General features: G+C 44.8%; 19 protein-coding genes. 14 read left to right on the forward strand and 5 right to left on the reverse strand.

Annotated elements, in window-relative coordinates:
* Positions 1-129 precede the first annotated feature (129 nt).
* The 5 genes from Q384_RS02420 to cysK are packed head-to-tail and all read left to right on the forward strand — an operon-like array spanning position 130 to position 4,146.
* Positions 130-846, forward strand: a complete 717-nt coding sequence (locus Q384_RS02420; protein ID WP_211251067.1) for an amino acid ABC transporter permease — start codon at positions 130-132, stop codon at positions 844-846.
* On the forward strand, positions 836-1,504 hold the full coding sequence (locus Q384_RS02425) for an amino acid ABC transporter permease (protein ID WP_425423467.1): 669 nt from the start codon (positions 836-838) through the stop codon (positions 1,502-1,504). The genes Q384_RS02420 and Q384_RS02425 overlap by 11 nt, the downstream gene beginning before the upstream one ends.
* A 3-nt stretch (positions 1,505-1,507) precedes the next feature.
* Positions 1,508-2,248, forward strand: a complete 741-nt coding sequence (locus Q384_RS02430) for an amino acid ABC transporter ATP-binding protein (RefSeq protein ID WP_037585757.1) — start codon at positions 1,508-1,510, stop codon at positions 2,246-2,248.
* Between the two features lie 13 nt (positions 2,249-2,261).
* The gene (locus Q384_RS02435) at positions 2,262-3,170 is read left to right on the forward strand and encodes a cysteine ABC transporter substrate-binding protein (RefSeq protein ID WP_037585758.1); all 909 of its coding nucleotides are present in this window, start codon (positions 2,262-2,264) and stop codon (positions 3,168-3,170) included.
* A gap of 43 nt (positions 3,171-3,213) precedes the next feature.
* The gene (gene cysK, locus Q384_RS02440) at positions 3,214-4,146 is read left to right on the forward strand and encodes a cysteine synthase A (protein ID WP_037585759.1); all 933 of its coding nucleotides are present in this window, start codon (positions 3,214-3,216) and stop codon (positions 4,144-4,146) included.
* 119 nt (positions 4,147-4,265) lie between these two features.
* Here cysK and bioB read toward each other — a convergent pair whose 3' ends face one another.
* The 4 genes from bioB to aspS all read right to left on the reverse strand — a co-directional run bounded on the left by bioB (position 4,266) and on the right by aspS (position 8,966).
* Positions 4,266-5,255 (reverse strand): biotin synthase BioB, encoded by a 990-nt coding sequence (gene bioB, locus Q384_RS02445; protein ID WP_037585782.1) that lies wholly within the window; start codon positions 5,253-5,255, stop codon positions 4,266-4,268.
* A 105-nt stretch (positions 5,256-5,360) separates the two neighbouring features.
* Positions 5,361-5,786: a hypothetical protein gene (locus Q384_RS02450; RefSeq protein ID WP_037585760.1), complete on the reverse strand. Its 426-nt coding sequence runs from the start codon at positions 5,784-5,786 to the stop codon at positions 5,361-5,363.
* A complete protein-coding gene (locus Q384_RS02455) occupies positions 5,773-7,089 on the reverse strand; it encodes a homoserine dehydrogenase (protein WP_037585761.1) in 1,317 nt (438 codons plus the stop codon). Before Q384_RS02455 ends, Q384_RS02450 begins: the two co-directional genes overlap by 14 nt.
* A gap of 68 nt (positions 7,090-7,157) precedes the next feature.
* Positions 7,158-8,966: an aspartate--tRNA ligase gene (gene aspS, locus Q384_RS02460; RefSeq protein WP_037585762.1), complete on the reverse strand. Its 1,809-nt coding sequence runs from the start codon at positions 8,964-8,966 to the stop codon at positions 7,158-7,160.
* A 211-nt stretch (positions 8,967-9,177) separates the two neighbouring features.
* Between aspS and Q384_RS02465 the strand changes: the two genes are divergently transcribed.
* From Q384_RS02465 to Q384_RS02495, 7 genes are all read left to right on the forward strand, one after another.
* Positions 9,178-9,594, forward strand: a complete 417-nt coding sequence (locus Q384_RS02465; protein WP_037585763.1) for a DciA family protein — start codon at positions 9,178-9,180, stop codon at positions 9,592-9,594.
* A gap of 161 nt (positions 9,595-9,755) precedes the next feature.
* Entirely contained in the window at positions 9,756-11,939 is a 2,184-nt protein-coding gene (locus Q384_RS02470; protein ID WP_037585764.1) for a FepA family TonB-dependent siderophore receptor, read from the forward strand.
* Between the two features lie 64 nt (positions 11,940-12,003).
* A complete protein-coding gene (locus Q384_RS02475; protein ID WP_037585765.1) occupies positions 12,004-12,921 on the forward strand; it encodes an alpha/beta hydrolase in 918 nt (305 codons plus the stop codon).
* A gap of 139 nt (positions 12,922-13,060) precedes the next feature.
* On the forward strand, positions 13,061-13,657 hold the full coding sequence (locus tag Q384_RS02480) for a uracil-DNA glycosylase family protein (RefSeq protein WP_037585766.1): 597 nt from the start codon (positions 13,061-13,063) through the stop codon (positions 13,655-13,657).
* A 295-nt stretch (positions 13,658-13,952) separates the two neighbouring features.
* On the forward strand, positions 13,953-14,921 hold the full coding sequence (locus Q384_RS02485) for an iron chelate uptake ABC transporter family permease subunit (protein ID WP_037585767.1): 969 nt from the start codon (positions 13,953-13,955) through the stop codon (positions 14,919-14,921).
* Positions 14,911-15,876: an iron chelate uptake ABC transporter family permease subunit gene (locus tag Q384_RS02490; RefSeq protein ID WP_051940316.1), complete on the forward strand. Its 966-nt coding sequence runs from the start codon at positions 14,911-14,913 to the stop codon at positions 15,874-15,876. Before Q384_RS02485 ends, Q384_RS02490 begins: the two co-directional genes overlap by 11 nt.
* A 165-nt stretch (positions 15,877-16,041) precedes the next feature.
* Positions 16,042-16,800 (forward strand): iron ABC transporter ATP-binding protein, encoded by a 759-nt coding sequence (locus Q384_RS02495; RefSeq protein ID WP_037585768.1) that lies wholly within the window; start codon positions 16,042-16,044, stop codon positions 16,798-16,800.
* A gap of 171 nt (positions 16,801-16,971) precedes the next feature.
* Here Q384_RS02495 and Q384_RS02500 read toward each other — a convergent pair whose 3' ends face one another.
* Entirely contained in the window at positions 16,972-18,495 is a 1,524-nt protein-coding gene (locus Q384_RS02500) for a peptidylprolyl isomerase (protein WP_037585769.1), read from the reverse strand.
* A gap of 446 nt (positions 18,496-18,941) precedes the next feature.
* Between Q384_RS02500 and Q384_RS02505 the strand changes: the two genes are divergently transcribed.
* Both Q384_RS02505 and Q384_RS02510 read left to right on the forward strand, forming a co-directional pair.
* On the forward strand, positions 18,942-20,105 hold the full coding sequence (locus Q384_RS02505; RefSeq protein WP_037585770.1) for a polyamine ABC transporter substrate-binding protein: 1,164 nt from the start codon (positions 18,942-18,944) through the stop codon (positions 20,103-20,105).
* A 212-nt stretch (positions 20,106-20,317) separates the two neighbouring features.
* Positions 20,318-21,169: a GNAT family N-acetyltransferase gene (locus Q384_RS02510; protein WP_037585771.1), complete on the forward strand. Its 852-nt coding sequence runs from the start codon at positions 20,318-20,320 to the stop codon at positions 21,167-21,169.
* Positions 21,170-21,282 lie beyond the last annotated feature (113 nt).

The following is a 21,282-nucleotide window of genomic DNA, read 5'->3' on the forward strand; positions in this document are numbered from 1 at the left end:
TTTACAGGATTGTGGCGCAAGTTGCTAGATTCTTCTAATTATTTGAATAATAAAAATTCTTATAATAGTTCGCGAAGTGATTTCATTTTTACCAACAATTCGTTCTAAGCATAAAACAATAAGTTATTTTTGAATTATGTACTAAAGCGTTACTATGGCGGCAATGAGTATTTGGAGATGTGCTGCATGGATTGGGATTATGTCTTGCGAACACTGCCGGCTTATGGTCAAGCACTGTCGCTGACATTGAAAATTGCCGTTGTCGGCATTGCAGTGGCCATAGCAATCGGGGTGCTGTGTAATGTGTTGTGGTATTCAAAAATATCGGTATTCAGGCGTGCGGCAGGGGTATATGTTGCCTTGTTTCGGAATACGCCGCTGATGATTCAGCTTTTTTTCATGTTTTACGCGTTGCCGCAGTTGGGTATTAAGATGACGCCGATATTGACGGCGATGGTGGGTTTGTCTTTGCTGGGCGGCAGTTTTATGGCTGAGGCAATACGCGGTGGTTTGAATGGGGTTGCAAAAAACCAAATCGAATCAGCCAAAGCAATTGGTTTAACACAAGGGCAGATTATGCGGTATGTGATGCTGCCGCAAGCCGTTAGCTACAGTGTGCCGTCCATTGGGGCAAATTGCATTTTTTTGATTAAAGAGACATCGATTTTCAGTGTAATTGCCGTGGTGGATTTGATGAATGTAACCAAAACCGAAATCGGTATGTTTTATAAGACCAACGAGGCTTTGTTGTTACTGGTGCTGGCGTATGCTGTGGTGTTGATTGTGTTGTCGTGGGGGCTGACTGTTTTGGAAAAGCGTGTGCGTTATGCAGAATTTGGGCATTGATGTTTTATTGAATGTAAATCACTTACAGCGTCTGTTGCAAGGGTTGTGGGCAACCGTTGAAATTGCCTCTTTGTCTGTCGTTATCAGCTATGTGTTGGGAACATTGATGGGCATACTTCGAGTGCAGGCAGGTAAATGGATAAATATGCTGCTGCGCTTGTATTTAGAAAGTTTCCGCATCATTCCTGTTTTGGTTTGGCTTTATTTGTTGTATTACTTTTTACCCGCGAATTTCGGTATTGATTTAAATTCGTTTTGGGTGGCATTGATTGTATTCAGCTTATGGGGCAGCGCAGAAATGAGCGATATTGTTCGCGGAGCTTTGGTTTCTTTGCCGAAACATCAATTTGAATCCGGCTTGGCGGTGGGATTGAATCAGCGGCAGCTTTTTCGGTATGTGTTATTACCGCAAGTGGTTCAGCGGGTTACACCCGGTGCGGTGAATTTAACCGTACGCATGATTATGACCACTTCTCTGCTGTTTGTGTTGGGTGTGGTTGAGTTGATTAAGGTGGGGCAGCAAATCATTGAATCAGCATATTTACAAAACCCAATGGTTTCAGTATGGATTTATGGTGTGATTTTGCTGATGTATTTCGCACTTTGTTTTCCGCTGTCTAAGTTGGCAGATCATTTAGCCCAGAGCAAGGACGCATGATTGATGGATAAAACCACTGTTTTACAAGTATCAAATCTACACAAATCGTATCAGGAGACAGAAGTACTTAAAGGCATTGATTTAACGGTGCAAGCATCTGAAGTAGTGGTTATTCTGGGACCTTCCGGCTGCGGAAAATCCACATTTTTACGTTGTTTGAATGGTTTGGAAACGTTTGAGCAAGGAGATATTGCGCTGGATGGGCAGATTTTAGACCCACAGAAAACATCTTGGCATCAAATACGGCAAAAAATCGGCATGGTTTTTCAAAGTTATGATTTATTTCCAAACATGACAGTTATGGAGAATATTTTATTGGGTCCCACCAAGGCGCAAAAAAGAGATCCAAAACAAGTGGCTGAACAAGCATTGGCACTATTGACGCGTGTGGGTTTGTCAGACAAGCAGCATGTGTATCCGCGCACACTCTCCGGCGGACAGAAGCAGCGTATTGCGATTGTACGGGCATTGTGCATGAACCCTGAAATCATGCTGTTTGACGAAGTAACCGCTTCACTGGACCCGGAAATGGTGCGCGAAGTATTGGAAGTGATTTTGGATTTGGCAAACGACGGTATGACCATGTTGATTGTTACCCATGAAATGAACTTTGCCCGCAAAGTGGCAGACCGCATTGTGTTTATGGATGCGGGCAAGATTGTTGAAGAACAAAAACCTGAAGATTTTTTTATGCAACCGCAATCATCGCGGGCGCAGCAATTTTTAAATGTATTTAACTTTTAGAAAAGGAAACAACATGAAACACAATCATCATTTTTCACAACGCTGGTTCCGTTTACTGGGCATCGCGGCGATTGCGCTGAGTTTGGGCGCTTGCGGTCAAAACGGCAGTGGTGCATCGGCAAGCAGCAGTGAACCTGCAGCCAAAGAAGAGGCTGTGAGCGGGATTCAAAGCATCAAAGATCGCGGCGTGCTGCGTGTTGCTGTGTTTGCCGACAAACCGCCGTTTGGCTATGTTGATGCAGAAGGCAAAAACCAAGGTTATGATGTGGTATTGGCACATCGCTTGGCTAAAGATTTACTGGGCGATGAAAACAAAGTGGAATTTGTGCTGACTGAAGCGCAAAACCGTGTGGACGTATTGAAATCAAACAAGGTGGATATTACGCTGGCAAATTTTACGGTTACTCCGGAACGCGCCGAACAAGTTGATTTTGCCTTGCCGTATATGAAAACCGCGATTGGTTTGGTGTCTCCCAAGGCGCAACCGATTAATGATGTAGCGGGATTGAAAGGCAAAACCCTGATTGTGAATAAAGGCACAACCGCTGAAATATGGTTTGCCAAACAACAGCCGGATATTAACCGCCTGTCTTTTGATCACAACACCGAAGCCTTTAATGCCTTAAAAGACAAGCGCGGTGCGGCTTTGGCACATGACAACACATTGTTGTATGCTTGGGTGAAAGAAAATCCGAGTTTTGCAGTGAGCATCAACCAACTTGGTGATAATGATTTGATTGCAGGCGCGGTGAAAAAAGGCAATACAGATTTGCAGGCTTGGTTAAATGAGGAAATTATCAAGCTAACAGATGAAGGGTTTTTCAATAAAGCGTATGCAGAAGCCGTAGCACCGTTTTACGGTGAAGGCATTGATTCAAAAAATATTGTGCTATCACCGGAAGAACTGAAAGCCGTTAAATAACATCACATCAGCAGCAAATTAACTTTCTTTTTAGGGGTATTTTATGAGCATCGCTTCCAGCATTACAGATTTAATCGGCAACACACCTTTAGTACAACTGGGTCAATTGGCTAAAGGGTTGCCTGCCAAAGTCGCTTTGAAATTGGAATTTTTTAACCCGGGCGGCAGCGTGAAAGACCGCATTGCGACAGCAATGATTGATGCAGCGGAAAAAGCGGGCAAAATCAAGGCAGATACCGTCATTGTAGAGCCGACCAGCGGCAATACCGGTATTGGTTTGGCAATGGTGTGTGCGGCACGCGGTTATTCTTTAATATTGACCATGCCTGAAACCATGAGCAAAGAGCGGCAAATGTTGCTGCGAGCCTATGGCGCACAATTGATTTTAACACCGGGTGCGGAAGGCATGGGTGGGGCAATTGCACGGGCTGAAGCCTTGGTAAATGAAAATCCCGATCATTATTTTATGCCGCAGCAATTTGAAAATACCGCCAATCCTGAAGTACACCGCCGTACCACAGCCGAAGAAATTTGGCGCGATACCGATGGTGAAGTGGATATTTTTGTCGGCGGCGTGGGTACGGGCGGTACTATTACCGGCGTGGGTGAAGTATTGAAAGCCAAGAAACCCGCAGTACAGGTATTTGCGGTAGAGCCGGCAGCTTCACCCGTATTGTCGGGCGGTGCTAAAGGACCACACCCGATTCAAGGCATTGGTGCGGGTTTTGTTCCAAAAACGCTGAACACCGAAATTTACGATGGTGTGATTCAGGTTGGGAACGAAGACGCATTTACAACCGCACGGGCATTGGCAGTGAAAGAAGGATTGCTGGTGGGTATTTCTTCCGGCGCGGCGGTGTGGGCAGCATTGCAATTGGCAGCAAAAGCAGAAAACAGCGGTAAGCTGATTGTGGTTGTGATTCCGTCTAACGGCGAGCGTTATTTATCCACGCCTTTATTTGCTGATTTGACTTAAAATAAAGCAGAATTGTTGTATTTAAGAAGCATTAGAATCGCGGGCAAGTTTAATAGAATGCCCGCGATTTTAATTTAATGAACAAAGCCTTTATTCTCTGAATTCAATAACAGCAGATTTTACAAAGGCATTAAATTTAACTTGCGCAGCAAATCCGCGTCATCGTTTTCATCTGCATTGGCGGTAGTGAGTAGTTGCTCGCCGTAAAAAATAGAATTTGCACCTGCCAAAAAACACAAGGCTTGCATGGCTTCGGGCATTTTATTGCGGCCTGCCGACAAACGGACATAGCTTTTCGGCATGGTTATCCGAGCTGCTGCTACTGTGCGCACAAACTCCGTCCAATCCAAATCAACGGCATTTTCTAACGGTGTTCCTGCCACTTTTACCAATTGATTAATCGGTACGCTTTCGGGCTGCGGGTCTAAATTTGCCAAGCCGGCAATCAATCCCGCGCGTTCTTCACGGCTTTCATTCATGCCGACAATCCCGCCGCAGCACACTTTTAAACCTGCTTGGCGCACTTTTGCCAGCGTATCCATGCGTTCTTCATAATTTCGGGTGCTGATAATATCGCTGTAACGTTCGGGGTCGGTATCCAGATTGTGGTTGTAATAATCCAATCCCGCCGATTTAAGCTCTTCAGCCATGCCTTCTTGCAGTAAACCAAATGTGCCGCAGGTTTCTAAGCCCAAATCTTTTACTGCCGCAATGATTTCAGCCACTTTTTTAACATCGCGCGGCTTGGGTCCGCGCCATGCTGCGCCCATGCAAAATCGGCCAGCTCCGCGTGCTTTGGCGATTTTGGCTTTGGCGACAATATCATCAACATCTAAAAGTGCTTGTTTTTGTACATCGGTTTGATGATGCGCCGATTGCGGACAATAAGCGCAATCTTCGGGGCAGCCGCCGGTTTTAATGGAAATCAATGTAGATAATTGAATTTTTTGCGGATCGAAATACGTTCGATGCACTTGGGCTGCCTGAAACACCAAGTCCAAAAAAGGTTGGTCTAACAAATCTTTGATTTGGCATTTACGCCAATAAGCGGTGGCAGGGTGCGTATGCAGATCTTCAGGCTGCCTGAAAGTAATGGTGCTGGTGTTCATTTTGTGTTTCCTTAAAATGGTTTGCGGCATCGCAATGATTGCCGACACGCAATAAACAAACGCAATGTTTGTTGGTGCGTTTAGTGAGGAAATGATTTTGTATTTCTAAATATTTGGTTTAATTTTCTCCAAACATTGTTCATGCCGCTGCATCATCATGGTTTCACCACCCAATTGTTTTAATTTGTCTTCAGATGAGGCTTTGGCAAATTGTTCAATTTGTTTGGTGCTCATGCCGTCCAAGGTTTCTTCCCACATACAGCGGCAATAAGGCTCAGGCACTTGGGCAGATTGATTGCTTAAACCATGTTTTGCCAATTCATCAGCCCATTGCGGATTGAATGGGCTGTTTTTGATACATGCCGATAAAATTTCGGCTTTAACTTGCGGCTTGCTCATCGCGCATTGCGATAAAAAAAATGCTGTCGCAAACAATGCCGCCGTTACCCACAGCCAAATACGTATGGTACGGATTCTATTACGGGGTGGCGGTTCTGCTGCGGACGGTTTGGATAACTCATTTTCCGCCATGCAAGCTCTCCATGCGAATCATGATAACCGATGGGAACACACGGGGCAGGGCTTCAATGTTGGCAATGGCTGCCTGAATTTGTTTTTCTTGAGTGGTGTGAGTGAGAATCACAATTTCAGCCGTTTCATGGCTGATAACGCCTTTTTGGATTAAGGCTTCAATTGAAATCTGCTCATTGGCAAGAATATTGGCGATTTCACCCAAAACACCCGGTTCATCTTTGGCGCATACCCGCAAATAGTAGCCGCTGGTGATGTCGCCCATATCCAATACCGGAATGGCTTGCATTTGATACGGCTGAAACGCTAAATAAGGAACGCGGTTGTCGCTGGCGGCATCCAGCAAGCGGCTGATGTCGATAATATCTGCTACTACTGCGCTGGCGGTTGCCGCCGCACCGGCACCCGGGCCGTAATACAAAGTTTCTTGCACCATATCGGCTTGTACCAATACAGCATTCATCACACCTTCAACATTGGCAAGCAAGCGTCCGGTGGGAATGAGTGTGGGGTGTACCCGCAATTCAATGCCGTTTTCGGTTTTACGGGTAATGCCCAGTAATTTGATGCGGTAGCCCAATTCCTCTGCATAGCGAATGTCTTGGCTTTCCAAGCGGCTGATGCCTTCCATATAACATTGGTTAAAATTAATGGGTGTACCAAATGCCAAAGCAGACATGATGCTGAGTTTATGTGCGGCATCGTGTCCTTCAATATCAAAAGTAGGATCGGCTTCGGCATAGCCCAAATCCTGAGCTTCTTTTAACACATCGGCAAAAGCACTGCCGTGGGCGCGCATTTCGCTGAGGATAAAATTACTGGTGCCATTGATGATGCCTGCAATGGATTGAATGTGGTTTGCCGCTAAACCTTCGCGCAGTGCTTTGATTATGGGAATACCGCCCGCCACTGCCGCTTCAAACATCAGCATCACATTTTGCAGCTCTGCCAGCCGAAATAATTCATTGCCGTGTTCCGCCAGCAGTTTCTTATTGGCAGTAACCACATGTTTGCCATTTTGAATAGCACGGATAACCGCTTCTTTGCTGATGGTGCTGCCGCCGATGAGTTCTACTACAATGTCCACATCGTCGGCGTTCACCACGTCATTGATGTTGTCAGTTACCGCAACGGTTGAATCACACAAGCGTTGGGCGTGGTCGGTGTTTCGGTCTGCCGCACGGGTAATCACTACTTTTCTGCCTAAGCGGCGGGCAACTTCATCGGCGTTGTTTTGCAATAATTTCACCACACCGCCGCCAACAGTGCCTACACCCAAGATACCGATACGAATAGGCTGCATATTTTTTCCTTCATTATTTGATTTGTTTACAATATAAAGGCGAGTTTTATACCCGCCTTCATGCTGCTTTAAGATTTTTCGTCGGCTGCTGCTTTTTGACGCAAACGTAAGCCCAATTCACGCAATTGCTTTTCGTCCACCTGATTGGGCGCGTCCACCAACAAATCTTGGGAACGCTGGGTTTTCGGGAAAGCAATCACATCGCGAATAGACTCCGCACCGGTCATTAAAGTAACCAAGCGGTCTAAACCAAACGCCAAACCACCGTGTGGCGGCGCACCGTATTTAAGGTTATCCAGCAAGAAGCCGAATTTATTGCGCTGCTCATCAGGGCTGATTTTGAGAGCGGCAAATACTTTTTCCTGAATATCAGCGCGGTGAATACGCACCGAACCGCCGCCGATTTCCCAACCGTTTAAAACCATATCATAGGCACGGGCAAGGCATTCGCCCGGATTGCTGTCCATTAAATCTTCATGGCCGATTTTCGGTGAAGTAAAGGGGTGGTGCATCGCTGTCCAGCGATCTTCTTCTTCATCGTATTCAAACATGGGAAAATCCACTACCCACAAAGGTTTCCATTCGTCCACAAAAAAGCCGTTATTTTTACCGTGTTCATGCCCGATTTTTACTCGCAATGCACCAATGGCTTCATTAACCACTTTGGCTTTGTCTGCACCAAAGAAAATGATGTCGCCGTTTTGGGCGGCGGTTTTTTCGATGATGGTTTTTAAGGCAGCCTCAGACAAGAATTTAACAATGGGCGATTGCAAACCGCTGTTTTCACCGTTGCCGATGTTGCTCACATCATTTACTTTAATATACGCCAAGCCTTTTGCGCCGTAGATGCCGACAAATTCGGTATAAGCATCAATTTCTTTGCGCGATAGTTTTGCACCATTCGGAACACGCAAAGCAACCACGCGCCCGTTCGGCATGTCAGCCGCGGCACGGAAAACTTTGAATTCTTCCGTTTTCATCACCTCGGTTAATTCGGTAAATTGCAGATTCACCCGCAAATCGGGTTTGTCTGAACCATATAAAAACATGGCTTCTGCAAAAGTCATGCGCGGAAATGCTGCCAAATCAACATTGAGCGTGGTTTTAAACACCGATTTTGCCATGTTTTCGGTGATGTCCATGATTTCATCTTCATTTAAAAATGAAGTTTCCAAGTCGATTTGGGTGAATTCAGGCTGACGGTCTGCCCGTAAATCTTCATCACGGAAGCATTTGGTGATTTGGTAATAACGGTCAAATCCCGCCACCATCAACAGTTGTTTAAACAATTGCGGCGATTGCGGCAAAGCAAAAAATTCACCCGGGAAAACGCGGCTGGGAACAAGATAATCACGCGCACCTTCAGGTGTGGAGCGGGTGAGCATCGGGGTTTCAATATCAATAAACCCTTGTTCGTCTAAATAGCGGCGCACCGCCATGGCAACGCGATAGCGCAAGCGCATATTGTTTTGCATCACAGGGCGGCGCAAATCAATGACACGGTTGGTCAGGCGCACGTTTTCAGACAGATTTTCATCATCAATTTGAAACGGTGGTGTTGCCGCAATATTCAGTATTTCAATCTCTTTTGCCAAAATTTCAATACCGCCGGAAATCATTTTGTCGTTTTGAGTGCCTTCGGGGCGGCGGCGAACGCGTCCGGTGATGCTCAATACATATTCATTGCGCGAAGAATCCGCACGCGCAAAGGCTTCGGGGGTGTCGGGGTCGATAACGACTTGGACAATGCCTTCACGGTCGCGCAGGTCAATAAAAATCACCCCGCCGTGGTCGCGCCGGCGGTGTACCCAGCCTTTAACGGTAACGCTTTGGTCTAAATAGTGTTCGTTGATTAAACCGCAGTAATTGGTGCGCATGATGCTGCCTTCTTAAAATAGTGAAAAATCAATCAGTTAATTATAATGATGTGTGTATTTAATTATAATGATGTGTGTATTTAATAAAATCCTAACATTTTAACGCAACGGCGGTTTCTTTTAAACTGAAGTTTCACCATTAGGTGCAGAACAAATTATTGTAGAATAAGGCGGCTGCCTGAAAAATAAGGCATACAGTGAAACTTAAATCATGAATTTCAATCAAATCAGCCGCCAATCGCCGATATTGGATAATTTATTTCGTCAAAGTCAATACTGGCGGCAATTAACCCAAAAATTGCAAGCACAGCTGCCAAGTAATTTATACCCTTATTTTCAGGTAGCCTGTATCCGAGAGGGCTGTTTGGTGGTGTTGTCCCGCAACAATATGGCGGCATCACGCTTGCGTATGTTGCTGCCCGCATTATTGCCATTGATACAAACATGGGACGAATCCATCCAATCAATACAAGTGAAAATTCAATTGCAGCCTGAAACAAAGGCGGCTCAAAAGAAACTTAAACTCAATCAGTCTGTTCAAAATTCTTTCACCGAAACCGCTGCTCGGTTGGCACATCACCCTGAATTGGCAGAAGCACTGCGGCATTTGGGCAAAAAAGACCTTTAATCGTCAGTGGTTTGATTATTTTATCAGTATTTTTCAAAAAATAATGGTTCATAAAAAATATTAATGTGTGCTATCATTTTAAAAATGATACTAATTATCATTACGATAAAATTTATTGATTTAACCGTTTTAATTTAAAAATTTATGGAAAGACAGTTGAAATGAATAACAAAACCGATAACACACAACATTTTCGTTTAAGCCTTTTATCACTGGTTCTATTCAGCGGTTTTGCGTATGCGGATAATAATCACGACAGCACGGAATTGAGTGATGTTTATGTAACTGCGGAACGTCAATTGCAGCAGTCTTTAGGGGTATCGGAAATTACCAAAAGCGATTTGGAAAAACGTCCGGTGGTGAATGATATTGCCGAGATTGTACGCACCATGCCCGGTGTAAACCTCACAGGGAACACCGCTTCGGGGCAGCGTGGTAACAATCGGCAGATTGATATTCGCGGCATGGGTCCCGAAAACACCTTAATTTTGATTGACGGCCGACCGGTAAATTCTCGCAACAGCGTGCGTTACAGTTGGCGCGGCGAACGCGATACCCGAGGCGACAGTAATTGGATTCCGGCAGAAGACATTGAATCAATTGAAGTGATTCGCGGACCGGCAGCCGCGCGGTATGGCTCGGGTGCAACGGGCGGCGTGGTGAATATTGTTACCAAAAAAGTGAGTAAAGAATTTCACGGCTCATTAAATTATTTCACCAATCAACCGATTCATAACGAAGAAGGAGCAACCCATCGTGTCGGTTTCAATTTGAGCGGTCCCATCATCAAAGACACACTGTCGTTCCGTCTTTATGGTAATTACAATAAAACCGATGCCGATTTGCCCGATATTAACAAAAGCACCCAAAAATCGCCCACCAATATTGCCGCAGGCAAAGAAGGTGTTCGCAATAAAGATGTAGGTGCACATTTGGCGTGGCAGCTGACTCCTGAGCAGACACTTATCTTAGACAGCAGCTATAGCCGGCAAGGCAATATTTATACAGGAGACACGCAGGGCAACAATGGTTCTGATTTAACCCAACAGTTGGCAAACGACGGCAAAGAAACCAACCGCATGTATCGTCAAAGTTATGCCCTAGTGCATGACGGTGTATGGGAATGGGGCGATACCAAAATCACTGCCCAATATGATCGCACGACCAACAGCAGGCTGCCTGAAGGTTTGGCGGGTGCCACCGAAGGACAAATCAACAAGGAACACTTTAAAGACAGCCTGCTTAAAAGCGGGCGCTTGGCGGCAGAAGCCAACATTCCATTCACATGGGGCGTAGAACATGTTCTTACGGTTGGTTCGGAATATACCCGCGACAGCCTTGATGATCCGGCATCTATGGTGCAGGGTTTTATGCCGGGCGATGTGATTGAAGGCATGGACACGCAACGCTCAGGCAAAACCAAAGCACACAATTGGGCAATATTTGCAGAAGACAATATTTCCTTAACCCCGCGTACCCAATTGATTCCGGCATTGCGTTTTGATTACCACAGTACTTCCGGCGGTAATCTCAGTCCGGGGTTGAATATTTCACAGCAATTAAATGATTATTTCACCGTAAAAGGCGGCATTGCACGCGCCTATAAAGCCCCGAATTTGTATCAGGAAAACCCCAACTATTTATTGGTAACGCGCGGCAATGGTTGTCCGATAAGCATTGCAACAGGAAGCTGTTATTTACGCGGCAACAGCGATTTAAAACCCGAAACCAGTATTAATAAAGAAATCGGTGTTGAATTTGTCAAAGACGGCTATTTGGCATCATTGGCGTATTTCCACAACGACTACAAAAATAAAATCGTTGCCGGTGATGAAATTGAAGGGCAAACCAGCTTAGGTAACAATATTTTGCAATGGAGCAATGCCAAAAAAGCGGTGGTATCTGGTTTTGAAGGCAACGTTACCATTCCGTTTACAGACCGAATCAAATGGGTAAACAATTTTACCTATATGATTCAATCCAAAAATAAAGATACCGGTAATCCTTTATCGGTTATTCCAAAATACACCATCAATTCCAGCTTGGCATGGCAAACCACCGATAAATTCGATACCTTGCTTACATTCACGCACTACGGCAGACAAAAACCGCGTCAATACGAAGAAAGCAGAATTGATAACGGCAGGTTGAGCAAGCAAGAATTGGGCAGCTATGGTATTTGGAGTGTATCTGCGGGTTATCGTTTTAATAAAACCATTGATGCCCGCGTTGGCGTGAATAATATTTTTGACAAACGTCTTTACCGCCAAGCGGATAATAGCAGCGCACAAACCTATAACGAAGCGGGACGTGCGATTTACGGCAATTTAAAAATATCTTTTTAATTAATTTAAAAAACGGCTGCCTGAAAAGTAAACCAAAATGTTTTTCAGGCAGCCTATAACTATTATGCGTCTATTTTTATTCAGTATTTACCTGCTGCTGGTTTCTGCCATAGCACAGCCGCAGCCCAAAATAAACCAACAAGCGGATTTCAGCATATTGAATAACCGCGAAACAGCCTATCGTTTTCAAACCCTGTATTTTGATTCGGCAGACGGCAAACGGCATTACCGCGTGTATGTCGGTATTCCGAAAACCACACCGCCGCCGAGCGGTTTCCCTGTCTTGTACGCTTTGGACGGCAATGCTGTTCTGGCTGAATTAACTACACCGCGCTTGAAGGCATTGGCAGCGGGTAAAAAACCGATACTGGTATTGATTGGCTACAACACGGAATTACGCTTGAACAGCGCAGCACGTGCTTATGATTACACACCTCCTGATGAAAACGGTATGGAATATGCCGATGCCATTCAACCCAACCGCCGAAACGGTGGTGCGGCGGCATTTTTAACTTTGCTGCGCATGCAAATTCAACCATCAGTGGTGAAGCTGGCAAATATCAATTTGCATGAACAAACTTTGTGGGGGCATTCTTATGGCGGCTTGTTTGTGCTTTACACTTTGCTAAACAAACCCATGATGTTTCAGCATTATGTTGCCGCCGATCCATCGCTGTGGGTGAGAAAGGGTTTGATGCTGAAGCAATGGCAAAACGGGCAATATCCGATATTGGCCGACCAAACCACGCTGGTTTTACTCAAAAGCGGGCGAGCAAATGCTCCTGCGGTAAACACTGCTGCCCAAGCCTTGTACCAAGCAGTTAAAGCCGTTCCTGAAAACAGCACAGAACAATTGGCAAATAAATGGGCAAATACTCCTCATTTACAAGTGCATTATCAGGTTTATCCGAACCAAAATCACGGCAGTTTGTTCGCTTACGCTTTTGAGGCCGCTTTAAACCGTTTTACGGCAAAACATTAACGAATCGGCTGCCTGAAAAGTAAAGCAATGGTTTTGTGATTATGCGGTGAGATAATTCATTTTTCAGTTTGCTATACGACTGCTTTTCGGTGAAAAGTGTATGATTTGTATCGGATAAACAATTTTCAATAGATAAAAAATGAATAATCTTCAAAATGAACGCCACCCATTGCCGCCATTTCTTCCAAACGGTGCGAAGTTATTGATGCTGGGCAGCTTTCCGCCGCCCAAAAAGCGTTGGTCAATGGAATTTTACTATCCCAACCTTAACAACGATATGTGGCGGATTATGGGTTTGATTTTTTACGGCGACAAAAATCATTTTGTTGAAACCGCTGCAAAAACCTTTCACAAAGCACAAATTGTGGATTTTTTAACGGAACGCGGTATTGCACTCTACGATACTGCTGTCGTTATCCGCCGCTTGAAAGACAACGCTGCCGACAATTTTCTCGAAGTGGTGGAGCCCGCCGATATTTGTGGATTATTGCGGCAAATACCCGATTGCCGCGCCGTTGCCGTTACGGGGCAAAAAGCAATGGACACCTTACGCGATCAATTGCCTGTTGCCGAACCGAAAGTATCCGGCAGTGCCGTATTTGTGTTTGAAAATCACCCGATGAGGCTCTATCGCATGCCGTCATCATCGCGTGCCTACCCGTTGAAATTGGAACAAAAAGCCGTTGTCTATGAAAAAATGATGAGAGAGATTGGCATTAAAGGCGTTTTAAAATAATTTTTCAGCAAACTCTGCTTTTTTTATTATACGAAAAATCATCATCGGTTTTTTTATAGAAAGGTATTTGTGTTCCGAGAACCGCTTTGCAATGACAGCAATTTTATTAACGCTGTTAGAAAAATATTCATTGTATTTAAAGCCGTTTGTTTTACTTTTCAGGCAGCCTTAAATCATTTTTCTGATGGACAGGCTGCCTGAAAGCAAAGCCTCAAGAAAAAGCAACACTATTGCATTTTTATAAATAAAACAACATAAAATCAATGATTTTTAGGAATTTTAAGAATAACTGTTTATGCGCATACCCATTCAGCTCAATATCATTAATCTGCTGTTGTTATTGTTTTTGATAACAACCAGCATTGTTGTCGGCGTGGCAGATTTTGATTGGAAAAACCTGTGGCAAAGCCCAAAATCGCTTGAACTGCTGTTTATCAGCCGATTACCGCGCACAGCAGCGGTGATACTGACCGGTGCGGCTCTTGCGGTAGCAGGCATGGTGCTGCAAATTGTGATGAAAAACCGTTTTATTGCCCCGGATATGGTGGGCGCAGGGCAGAGTGCAGCACTGGGTATTTTATTAATGAGTTTGTTTTTTCCCGCTGCCGCACCGTGGGCGAAAACCGGCGTTGCCGCGTTGGCGGCGTTGTTGGGTATGGGTTTATTTTTGCTGATGCTGCGCCGTTTACCGCTGCGCCAGCAGTTGCTGCTGCCTTTGGTGGGACTGGTTTACGGCAATATTATTGAATCAGCGGTTACTTTTATTGCCTACGAAACAGAAAGCGCACAAATGCTGGCTGTGTGGTTTGCGGGTGATTTTTCAGCGGTGCTGGCGGGGCGTTATGAATGGCTGTGGCTTACCGGTGCACTGGCTTTACTGGCATATCTGCTGGCAGACCGTTTAACCATTGCCGGTTTGGGGCGCGACATCAGTATTGGTCTGGGCGTGAATTATACGCAGATGCTGTGGTTATCACTTATGGTGGTGGCTGTGATTACATCGGTGGTGGTGGTAACGGTGGGGCAGATTCCGTTTATCGGCTTAGTGGTGCCGAATATTGTTACCCGCTTGGCGGGAGATCGATTGCGGCACAATTTACCGTCAGTAGCGTTAATGGGCGCAAATTTATTGCTGTTGTGTGATGTGCTGGGGCGCGTATTAAACGCACCTTATGAAATTCCGGTATCGGTGTTGTTTGGTGTTTTGGGAACGGGTGCATTCTTGTATTTGCTGTTCAGAAAGGATGCCGCTCATGCTGCCTGAAAAACGTTTAAGTGATGCTGCTTTTTTGGGTTTGCTCGGTGCTGCGTTGCTGATTGCCACCATTTTGTTTTTTACCATAAACACGCGCGGCAATTGGGATTTTGTGCTGCCTTTGCGCGGCAAAAAATGGCTGTTGCTGCTCACGGTGGCTTATGCGGTGGGTGTTTCCACTTTATTGTTTCAAACTTTAACCCACAATCCCATTCTCACGCCCAGTTTACTGGGATTTGACTCACTTTATGTGCTGCTGCAAACCGCGTTGGTGTTTGCATTGGGCAGTACCGGTTTTGTGATGCTGGGCGCAGTGGGACAATTTGCTTTGGCGGCACCGTTGATGATAACAGCGGCATTTGGATTATTCACCGTGCTTACACGGCAGGCACACGATGATTTGGCGCGTTTGGTATTGGTTGGCGTGATTTTTGGCGTGTTGTTTCGCAGCATAAATAGTTTATTGCAGCGATTAATTGACCCCAATCAGTTTGCCGTTGCCCAAACGGGTTATTTTGCACAATTCACCACGGTAAATACCACGCTGTTAATCATTGGTATGTTGGTAATGAGTATGAGTTTTTTCGGTATTTGGCGTTTGTGCCGCCGTTTGGATATATTGATGCTCGGGCGTGAAACGGCTATTGGTTTAGGCGTGGATTACCGCCGCGACAGCCGCATCATTTTATTGTGGGTGACGGTGTTGGTGTCAGTGGCTACGGCTTTGGTGGGGCCGGTGAGCTTTTTTGGCTTGTTGGTGTGCGCGATGGTAAACGCACTCAGCCCGCATATTCACCACCGCTTGCGTTTACCTGCCGCTGTATTAATTGCTGCCGTGATTTTGGTGCTGGGGCAAACCATTTTTGAGCAAGTGCTGGGAATGAAAGCGGTATTGGGTGTCGTGATTGAATTTTTAGGCGGCTTGGTATTTTTGTGGCTGGTGTTGCGCCGCCGCAAGATTTAATTGATTTTGATTATTTAGTAAACAAAACAACATCAAAACGCCTGCTGTTTGAGCGTTGTTGAACGCATATTCCCGCTGAATTTTCTTGCATCATCATGCTGTTATTTCATTGTTATTTGGCAGTAACAGGCTGCCTGAAAACAATTAACCGAAAAAATTGAAAAAATGATAAGTATTGAACACATAAATTATCGCATCGGTAATACGCCGATTTTAACCGACATCAATTTAACCTTAGCAGAGCGCGGCATCACTGCTTTGATTGGTGCAAACGGCGCTGGTAAATCTACTTTACTATCGCTGATTGCGCGCTTACAACCGCTGCAAAGCGGGCAAATCTGTGTCGGCGGTTTAGATGTGAACCAAACGCCATCAATACGGCTGGCACAAAAATTGGCGATCCTTACTCAAAGCAACCATATTCACAGCCGCATAACCGTTGCTGATTTACTGATGTTTGGCCGCTATCCGCACAATCACGGATTGGTTGGTGAAGAAGACCGCACCCTTGTTCAAGAAGCCCTGCATCGCTTTGATTTAACTGCATTGTCAAATCGCTATTTAAGCGAGCTTTCCGGCGGGCAACGCCAGCGCGCCTTAATCGCCATGACTTTTTGCCAACAAACCGAATATGTGCTGCTTGATGAACCTTTGAATAATTTGGATATATTCCATGCTCGGGAACTCATGCGCCTATTGCGGCATCTTACCAATGAACAAAACCTGCATACGGTAATGGTGGTGCATGACATCAATATGGCAGCCGCTTATGCAGACCATATTGTTGCCATGAAAGACGGAAAAATTGCGATGCAAGGCACACCGACAGAGATGATTACTGAAGAAAATTTGCTGACTTTGTTTGATTTAGATGCTGATGTATTAAACCACAACGGTGTGCCGCTGGTGGTGCATCATATTTAAAAATACCGTTTGCCATAACGAAGCAGGGCAAAGAGATAAATTAATTGTGCAAATTAAGGAATGGTTGCCGTTTGATTGCAAGAGTTTTGAATGACAGATGGGTCTTCATAATTTCGGGCTGTCTGAAACAAACAGCCCGAAATCACAGTAAATAAGCAAAGATGCTTGCTTTTATTCAGTACGGCTTTCTAATTTTTGCGCACCGGTTTTAATCGGGTATTTTTTTTCCTGATGGCTTAAAAAAACCGCCAGCAATTCACTGCCGATGTTGCGGCTCATCATGTTTTTGGCTTTCGCCTGCATTTCTTTATTTTCTTCAGGCAAATGCAGTGATTGGATTTCCACCAAAACAGGTACTTGCATATTGATTAACACGTAAGCAGGTTTGCCGTTTTGCGGCTTGGCTTTAAGCCAGCGAGTAAAATCTTTCTCAGGCATTATTGAGCGAGCGGTTTCAGCATTTATGCGGCTGGCTTCAGACCATGCTAATTTGGGTGTTGCCCCTTTTTCAATTTCCGCCAAGGTTTTTTGTGCCGCCGCTTCTGCCAGTTTAGCGGCTTCTTGATTGGTGTAGTCGGTTTTTACTTGCTCTTTTACCTCGGCAAAACTTGCCAAATGTTCAGCGCGAACATCAGCGGCACGAACCACCCAAACAGAACTGTTGTTCACTTCAATCGGCTCAGAATTGTATTTTTTCACCAAAACATCATCGCTGAACAAAGCAGCCAGCAAAGCGGGCGGCATACCTTGTGCAGTGGCTTCGGCACGTGTCAGCCATTGTTCATGTTTTTTTACAGACACACCGAATTTATCGGCAATGGCTTTCAAACTTTCCGGATTATTAAACGCCAAATCTGCCATTTCTTCTTTGGCTTGCTGCAAGCGTTTTTGTCCTTTTTTCTGCTGAATATCGGCAGTTAATTCGGCTTTGATTTCTTCCAAAGCAGGGCGTGGTGCAGATGCTGGGAAATTCAATTGTTGGTAGGCTTGGTTTAATTCTTCTTCGCTCACACTTTCTTTCTTGCCCAAGTCAGGTGCACCCAGCACCACAAAATCAAACTTCACCGCTTGGTCTTGCTGATACTGTGCTTGGTGTTCTTGGTAGTATTTTTCCAAAACAGCGTCATTAACCGCAATTTGATTGATAAACGAAGACGGCTCAAACGGCACTGCCCGCATTTCGCGTTCGGTTTGCGAAACGGCGATGGTAAATTTTGCCTGCGCATCACTCACCAAATTGTCTTGTGTCAGCAGCATCAGTAAATTTTGTACGGAAAATCGTTTGCTGATGTCGGCAATCAGTGCTTTTTCGGTTAAACCGGATTGCTGTAAAAAAGATTGATATTTGCTTTCGCTGAACTTACCGTTTTCCTGAAACGATTCATCTTTACTGATGATTTTTTTAATGCTTTCCAAAGGAACAACAAACCCCAAATCCACCGCACCTTGCTGTAGATAGGCTTCTTGCAACAGGCTTTGATAAACCTCGTTTTTATCCAACCGTTCACCGGCTGCCTGAAAATTACGCAAAGCATCATTGACATTGCTTTCGCTTATTTTAATATTGCCCACTTTGGCAATGTAGTCATGGCCGCTGGGTGCCAAAGCCGTTGCACCAAAGCCGACAAAGGTTAAAGCGATTAAGCCCAACAAAATTTGTGCCGGTAATTTATATTTTTCAATAGCATGAAACATGGTTGAATCTTCCCTAAAACGGCAACTGAAAACATGAAATAGGGCATTGTAGCGGTTTTCTGTTTGTACTGCTATTCTTCAGTTACCGGCAGCGATTTTATTGTGCGGCGGCGAAATTGATCAGGCACAGATTTGGTGTTGCCAAACCTCTTCTCCTCAGGCAAGACGAAGATGGATTGCCTGAAAACGCATTTGCATGCCATTTTTGGTATTTTTAAAACAGATAAACAAGAATTTAATACAATTTCCTTTTTATTTTTAATAACATAATTGAGCATTGTTGTTTCTCATTAAAATTTTCTTGCATCAAATGCGGTTTCACAGTTTAATTAGACGATTGATTGGCTTGTGTGAAATTTTGTTTGCTGACCAGTCATTTTTTGAGCCGGCGGTTAAATACCGTTGCTTTGTCCTAGAGCTGCTTTGTCCTTATAAAGGAAAAATACATGAAAAAAACACTGTTGTTTTCAGCATTAACTGCCTTATTTTTAAGTGCTTGCGGCGGAAACACCACCACGCCTGCTCAAAAAAACGATGCCGCAACGGCTTCCGCCGAAACACTTGCTTCTGCACCTGCGGTTACCGGTGAATTAAATATCTACAACTGGTCGGACTATGTGGATCCGGAAACCGTCAGCGCGTTTGAAAAAGAAAACAATGTTAAAGTACGTTATGATTATTATGACAGTAATGAAACATTGGAAGCCAAGGTTTTAACGGGTAAATCCGGTTATGATTTGGTTGCGCCGTCCATTTCCAATGTTGGCCGTCAAATTCAGGCAGGTGCTTACCAGCCCATTGATAAAAGCCAAATTTCGTTCTACAGCAATATTGACCCCGAATTACTGAAGCTCATGGACAAAGTTGATCCGGGCAATCAATATGCCGTGCCTTATTTCTGGGGAATCAATACCATCGGCATCAATGCAGAGGCAGTAACAAAAGCCTTGGGTAACCTGCCAATGCCGGAAAATCAATGGGATTTGGTGTTGAATCCGAAATACACCCAAAAATTAAAATCCTGCGGCATTTCTGTGTTCGACAGCCCATCGGAACTCTTCCCCATCGTGCTTCACTACATGGGTAAAGATGCCAACAGCAGCAATCCTGACGACATTAAAGCTGCCGCTGATTTGCTGAAAACCGTGCGCGGCGACATTAAACGTTTCAGTTCATCAGGTTATATTGATGACATGGCACGCGGTGATTTATGCGTTGCGGTTGGTTATGGCGGGGACTTGAATATTGCCAAAAACCGCGCTAAAGAAGCAGGTGATAAAGTTAAGTTGGAAGTGTTGGTGCCGAAAGAAGGCGTGGGTGTGTGGGTTGATTCATTTGTGATTCCGAAAGACGCGCAAAATGTTGCCAATGCACACAAATACATTAACAACACCCTAGATCCGAAAGTGGCAGCTAAAAATGGGGACTTCGTTACTTATGCACCCGCCAGCCAACCCGCACGCGCTTTAATGGATAAAACCTACTCCGAAGACCCGTCCATTTTCCCGCCGCAAGAAGTATTGGCAAAAAGTTTCGTGATTTTGCCGCAAGGACCTGATGCCGTGAAATTGTCGGTTCGCTTATTCCAGCAATTAAAAGCTGGTCAGTAAAAATTTCTTAAATAAAGAAATACCCTGTTAGCCGAAGTTTGTTGATACAGACTTCGGCTATTTTTATTTATTGGGTTTTAAGTATTGATGCGCGGGTTGGCGCAGCAATAATGAATTCAAGTATAATTAAAAATTACCTGCGTTTAAATTACTTGCGTTGATGTTTATCTCAACAAACCAAAGCTGCATCAATAAAAAACAGAGAAATAGTTATGTTTGCTGAAAAAGAAAACAAAGCAATAGATGAAATTGTGATTCAGGGCTTAACCGGCAATGGCAAGACATTTCGCCCCAGTGATTGGTCTGAGCGTTTATGCGGCATTTTATCTTCATTCAATCAAGGGCATCGTCTGTCTTATCATCAATGGGTACACCCAAAATTGGTGGACGGTATCCGCTGTGTGGTGATTGACCGCAAACTGGAAAAAATCAATGAATCCATGTTTCGCTTTCTCATGGATTTCGCACATGACAATGATTTACGTGTTTTAGACGGCTTAACTGAGAAACATAACAGCGGCGAACCTGCCGAAGCCGCAGCAATAATCGCAAGCGAAACCAATCAGACAATAAGCAAAGCCGCTGACAGTGAAAGTGAAACCGTTCAGGCAGCCGAAACACCGGAAGAAATTGTCAGTATTCGTGAAATCATGCCTGAAAACAACGCACAGGCTTTTGCCGCACTGCAAAGCCTGCGCCCGCAAATCAGAGATTTGAATTTGTTTCAAGAATTGGTTACGGTGCAGCGTCAAGAAGGTTATCGCCTAATCGGTGTTTTTGCGGCAGGCAAACAAAACGCCGTGGCAGTGTGCGGTTTTCGCATCAACACCAAATTTGCATCAGGAAAATTTTTGCACATCAATGATTTGATTACCACAGGTGAAGCCACACGCAGGGGTTATGCGGATACCTTGCTGGAATACGTTAAAACCATCGCCAAGGCCGAATCCTGCAAAAGTATTCACGCAGATTCTTTCGTTGAAGCAGACCGCTGCGGTGCACACAGCTTGTATTTCCGCCACGGTTTCAGAATCAGTGCACATCATTTTTCATTTTCGCTGTGAGTAAAAAACGGCAGATTAAATAATAAAGATTCCCGCCGATCAGTCATCAAGCGGGAACTTTTATATTGTATGGACGGTTTACTTGAAAACCGCCGATTCAGCGCAATATGGCA

Source organism: Stenoxybacter acetivorans DSM 19021 (assembly GCF_000745895.1).
Lineage (GTDB): Bacteria > Pseudomonadota > Gammaproteobacteria > Burkholderiales > Neisseriaceae > Stenoxybacter > Stenoxybacter acetivorans.

Bases quoted from the DNA above. Each gene is read 5' to 3' on its own strand.
- Q384_RS02430 (WP_037585757.1), top strand. From the start codon at position 1,508: ATGGATAAAACCACTGTTTTACAAGTATCAAATCTACACAAATCGTAT.
- Q384_RS02435 (WP_037585758.1), top strand. From the start codon at position 2,262: ATGAAACACAATCATCATTTTTCACAACGCTGGTTCCGTTTACTGGGC.
- cysK (WP_037585759.1), top strand. From the start codon at position 3,214: ATGAGCATCGCTTCCAGCATTACAGATTTAATCGGCAACACACCTTTA.
- bioB (WP_037585782.1), bottom strand. From the start codon at position 5,255: ATGAACACCAGCACCATTACTTTCAGGCAGCCTGAAGATCTGCATACG.
- Q384_RS02450 (WP_037585760.1), bottom strand. From the start codon at position 5,786: ATGGCGGAAAATGAGTTATCCAAACCGTCCGCAGCAGAACCGCCACCC.
- Q384_RS02455 (WP_037585761.1), bottom strand. From the start codon at position 7,089: ATGCAGCCTATTCGTATCGGTATCTTGGGTGTAGGCACTGTTGGCGGC.
- aspS (WP_037585762.1), bottom strand. From the start codon at position 8,966: ATGCGCACCAATTACTGCGGTTTAATCAACGAACACTATTTAGACCAA.
- Q384_RS02465 (WP_037585763.1), top strand. From the start codon at position 9,178: ATGAATTTCAATCAAATCAGCCGCCAATCGCCGATATTGGATAATTTA.
- Q384_RS02470 (WP_037585764.1), top strand. From the start codon at position 9,756: ATGAATAACAAAACCGATAACACACAACATTTTCGTTTAAGCCTTTTA.
- Q384_RS02475 (WP_037585765.1), top strand. From the start codon at position 12,004: ATGCGTCTATTTTTATTCAGTATTTACCTGCTGCTGGTTTCTGCCATA.
- Q384_RS02480 (WP_037585766.1), top strand. From the start codon at position 13,061: ATGAATAATCTTCAAAATGAACGCCACCCATTGCCGCCATTTCTTCCA.
- Q384_RS02485 (WP_037585767.1), top strand. From the start codon at position 13,953: ATGCGCATACCCATTCAGCTCAATATCATTAATCTGCTGTTGTTATTG.
- Q384_RS02490 (WP_051940316.1), top strand. From the start codon at position 14,911: ATGCTGCCTGAAAAACGTTTAAGTGATGCTGCTTTTTTGGGTTTGCTC.
- Q384_RS02495 (WP_037585768.1), top strand. From the start codon at position 16,042: ATGATAAGTATTGAACACATAAATTATCGCATCGGTAATACGCCGATT.
- Q384_RS02500 (WP_037585769.1), bottom strand. From the start codon at position 18,495: ATGTTTCATGCTATTGAAAAATATAAATTACCGGCACAAATTTTGTTG.
- Q384_RS02505 (WP_037585770.1), top strand. From the start codon at position 18,942: ATGAAAAAAACACTGTTGTTTTCAGCATTAACTGCCTTATTTTTAAGT.
- Q384_RS02510 (WP_037585771.1), top strand. From the start codon at position 20,318: ATGTTTGCTGAAAAAGAAAACAAAGCAATAGATGAAATTGTGATTCAG.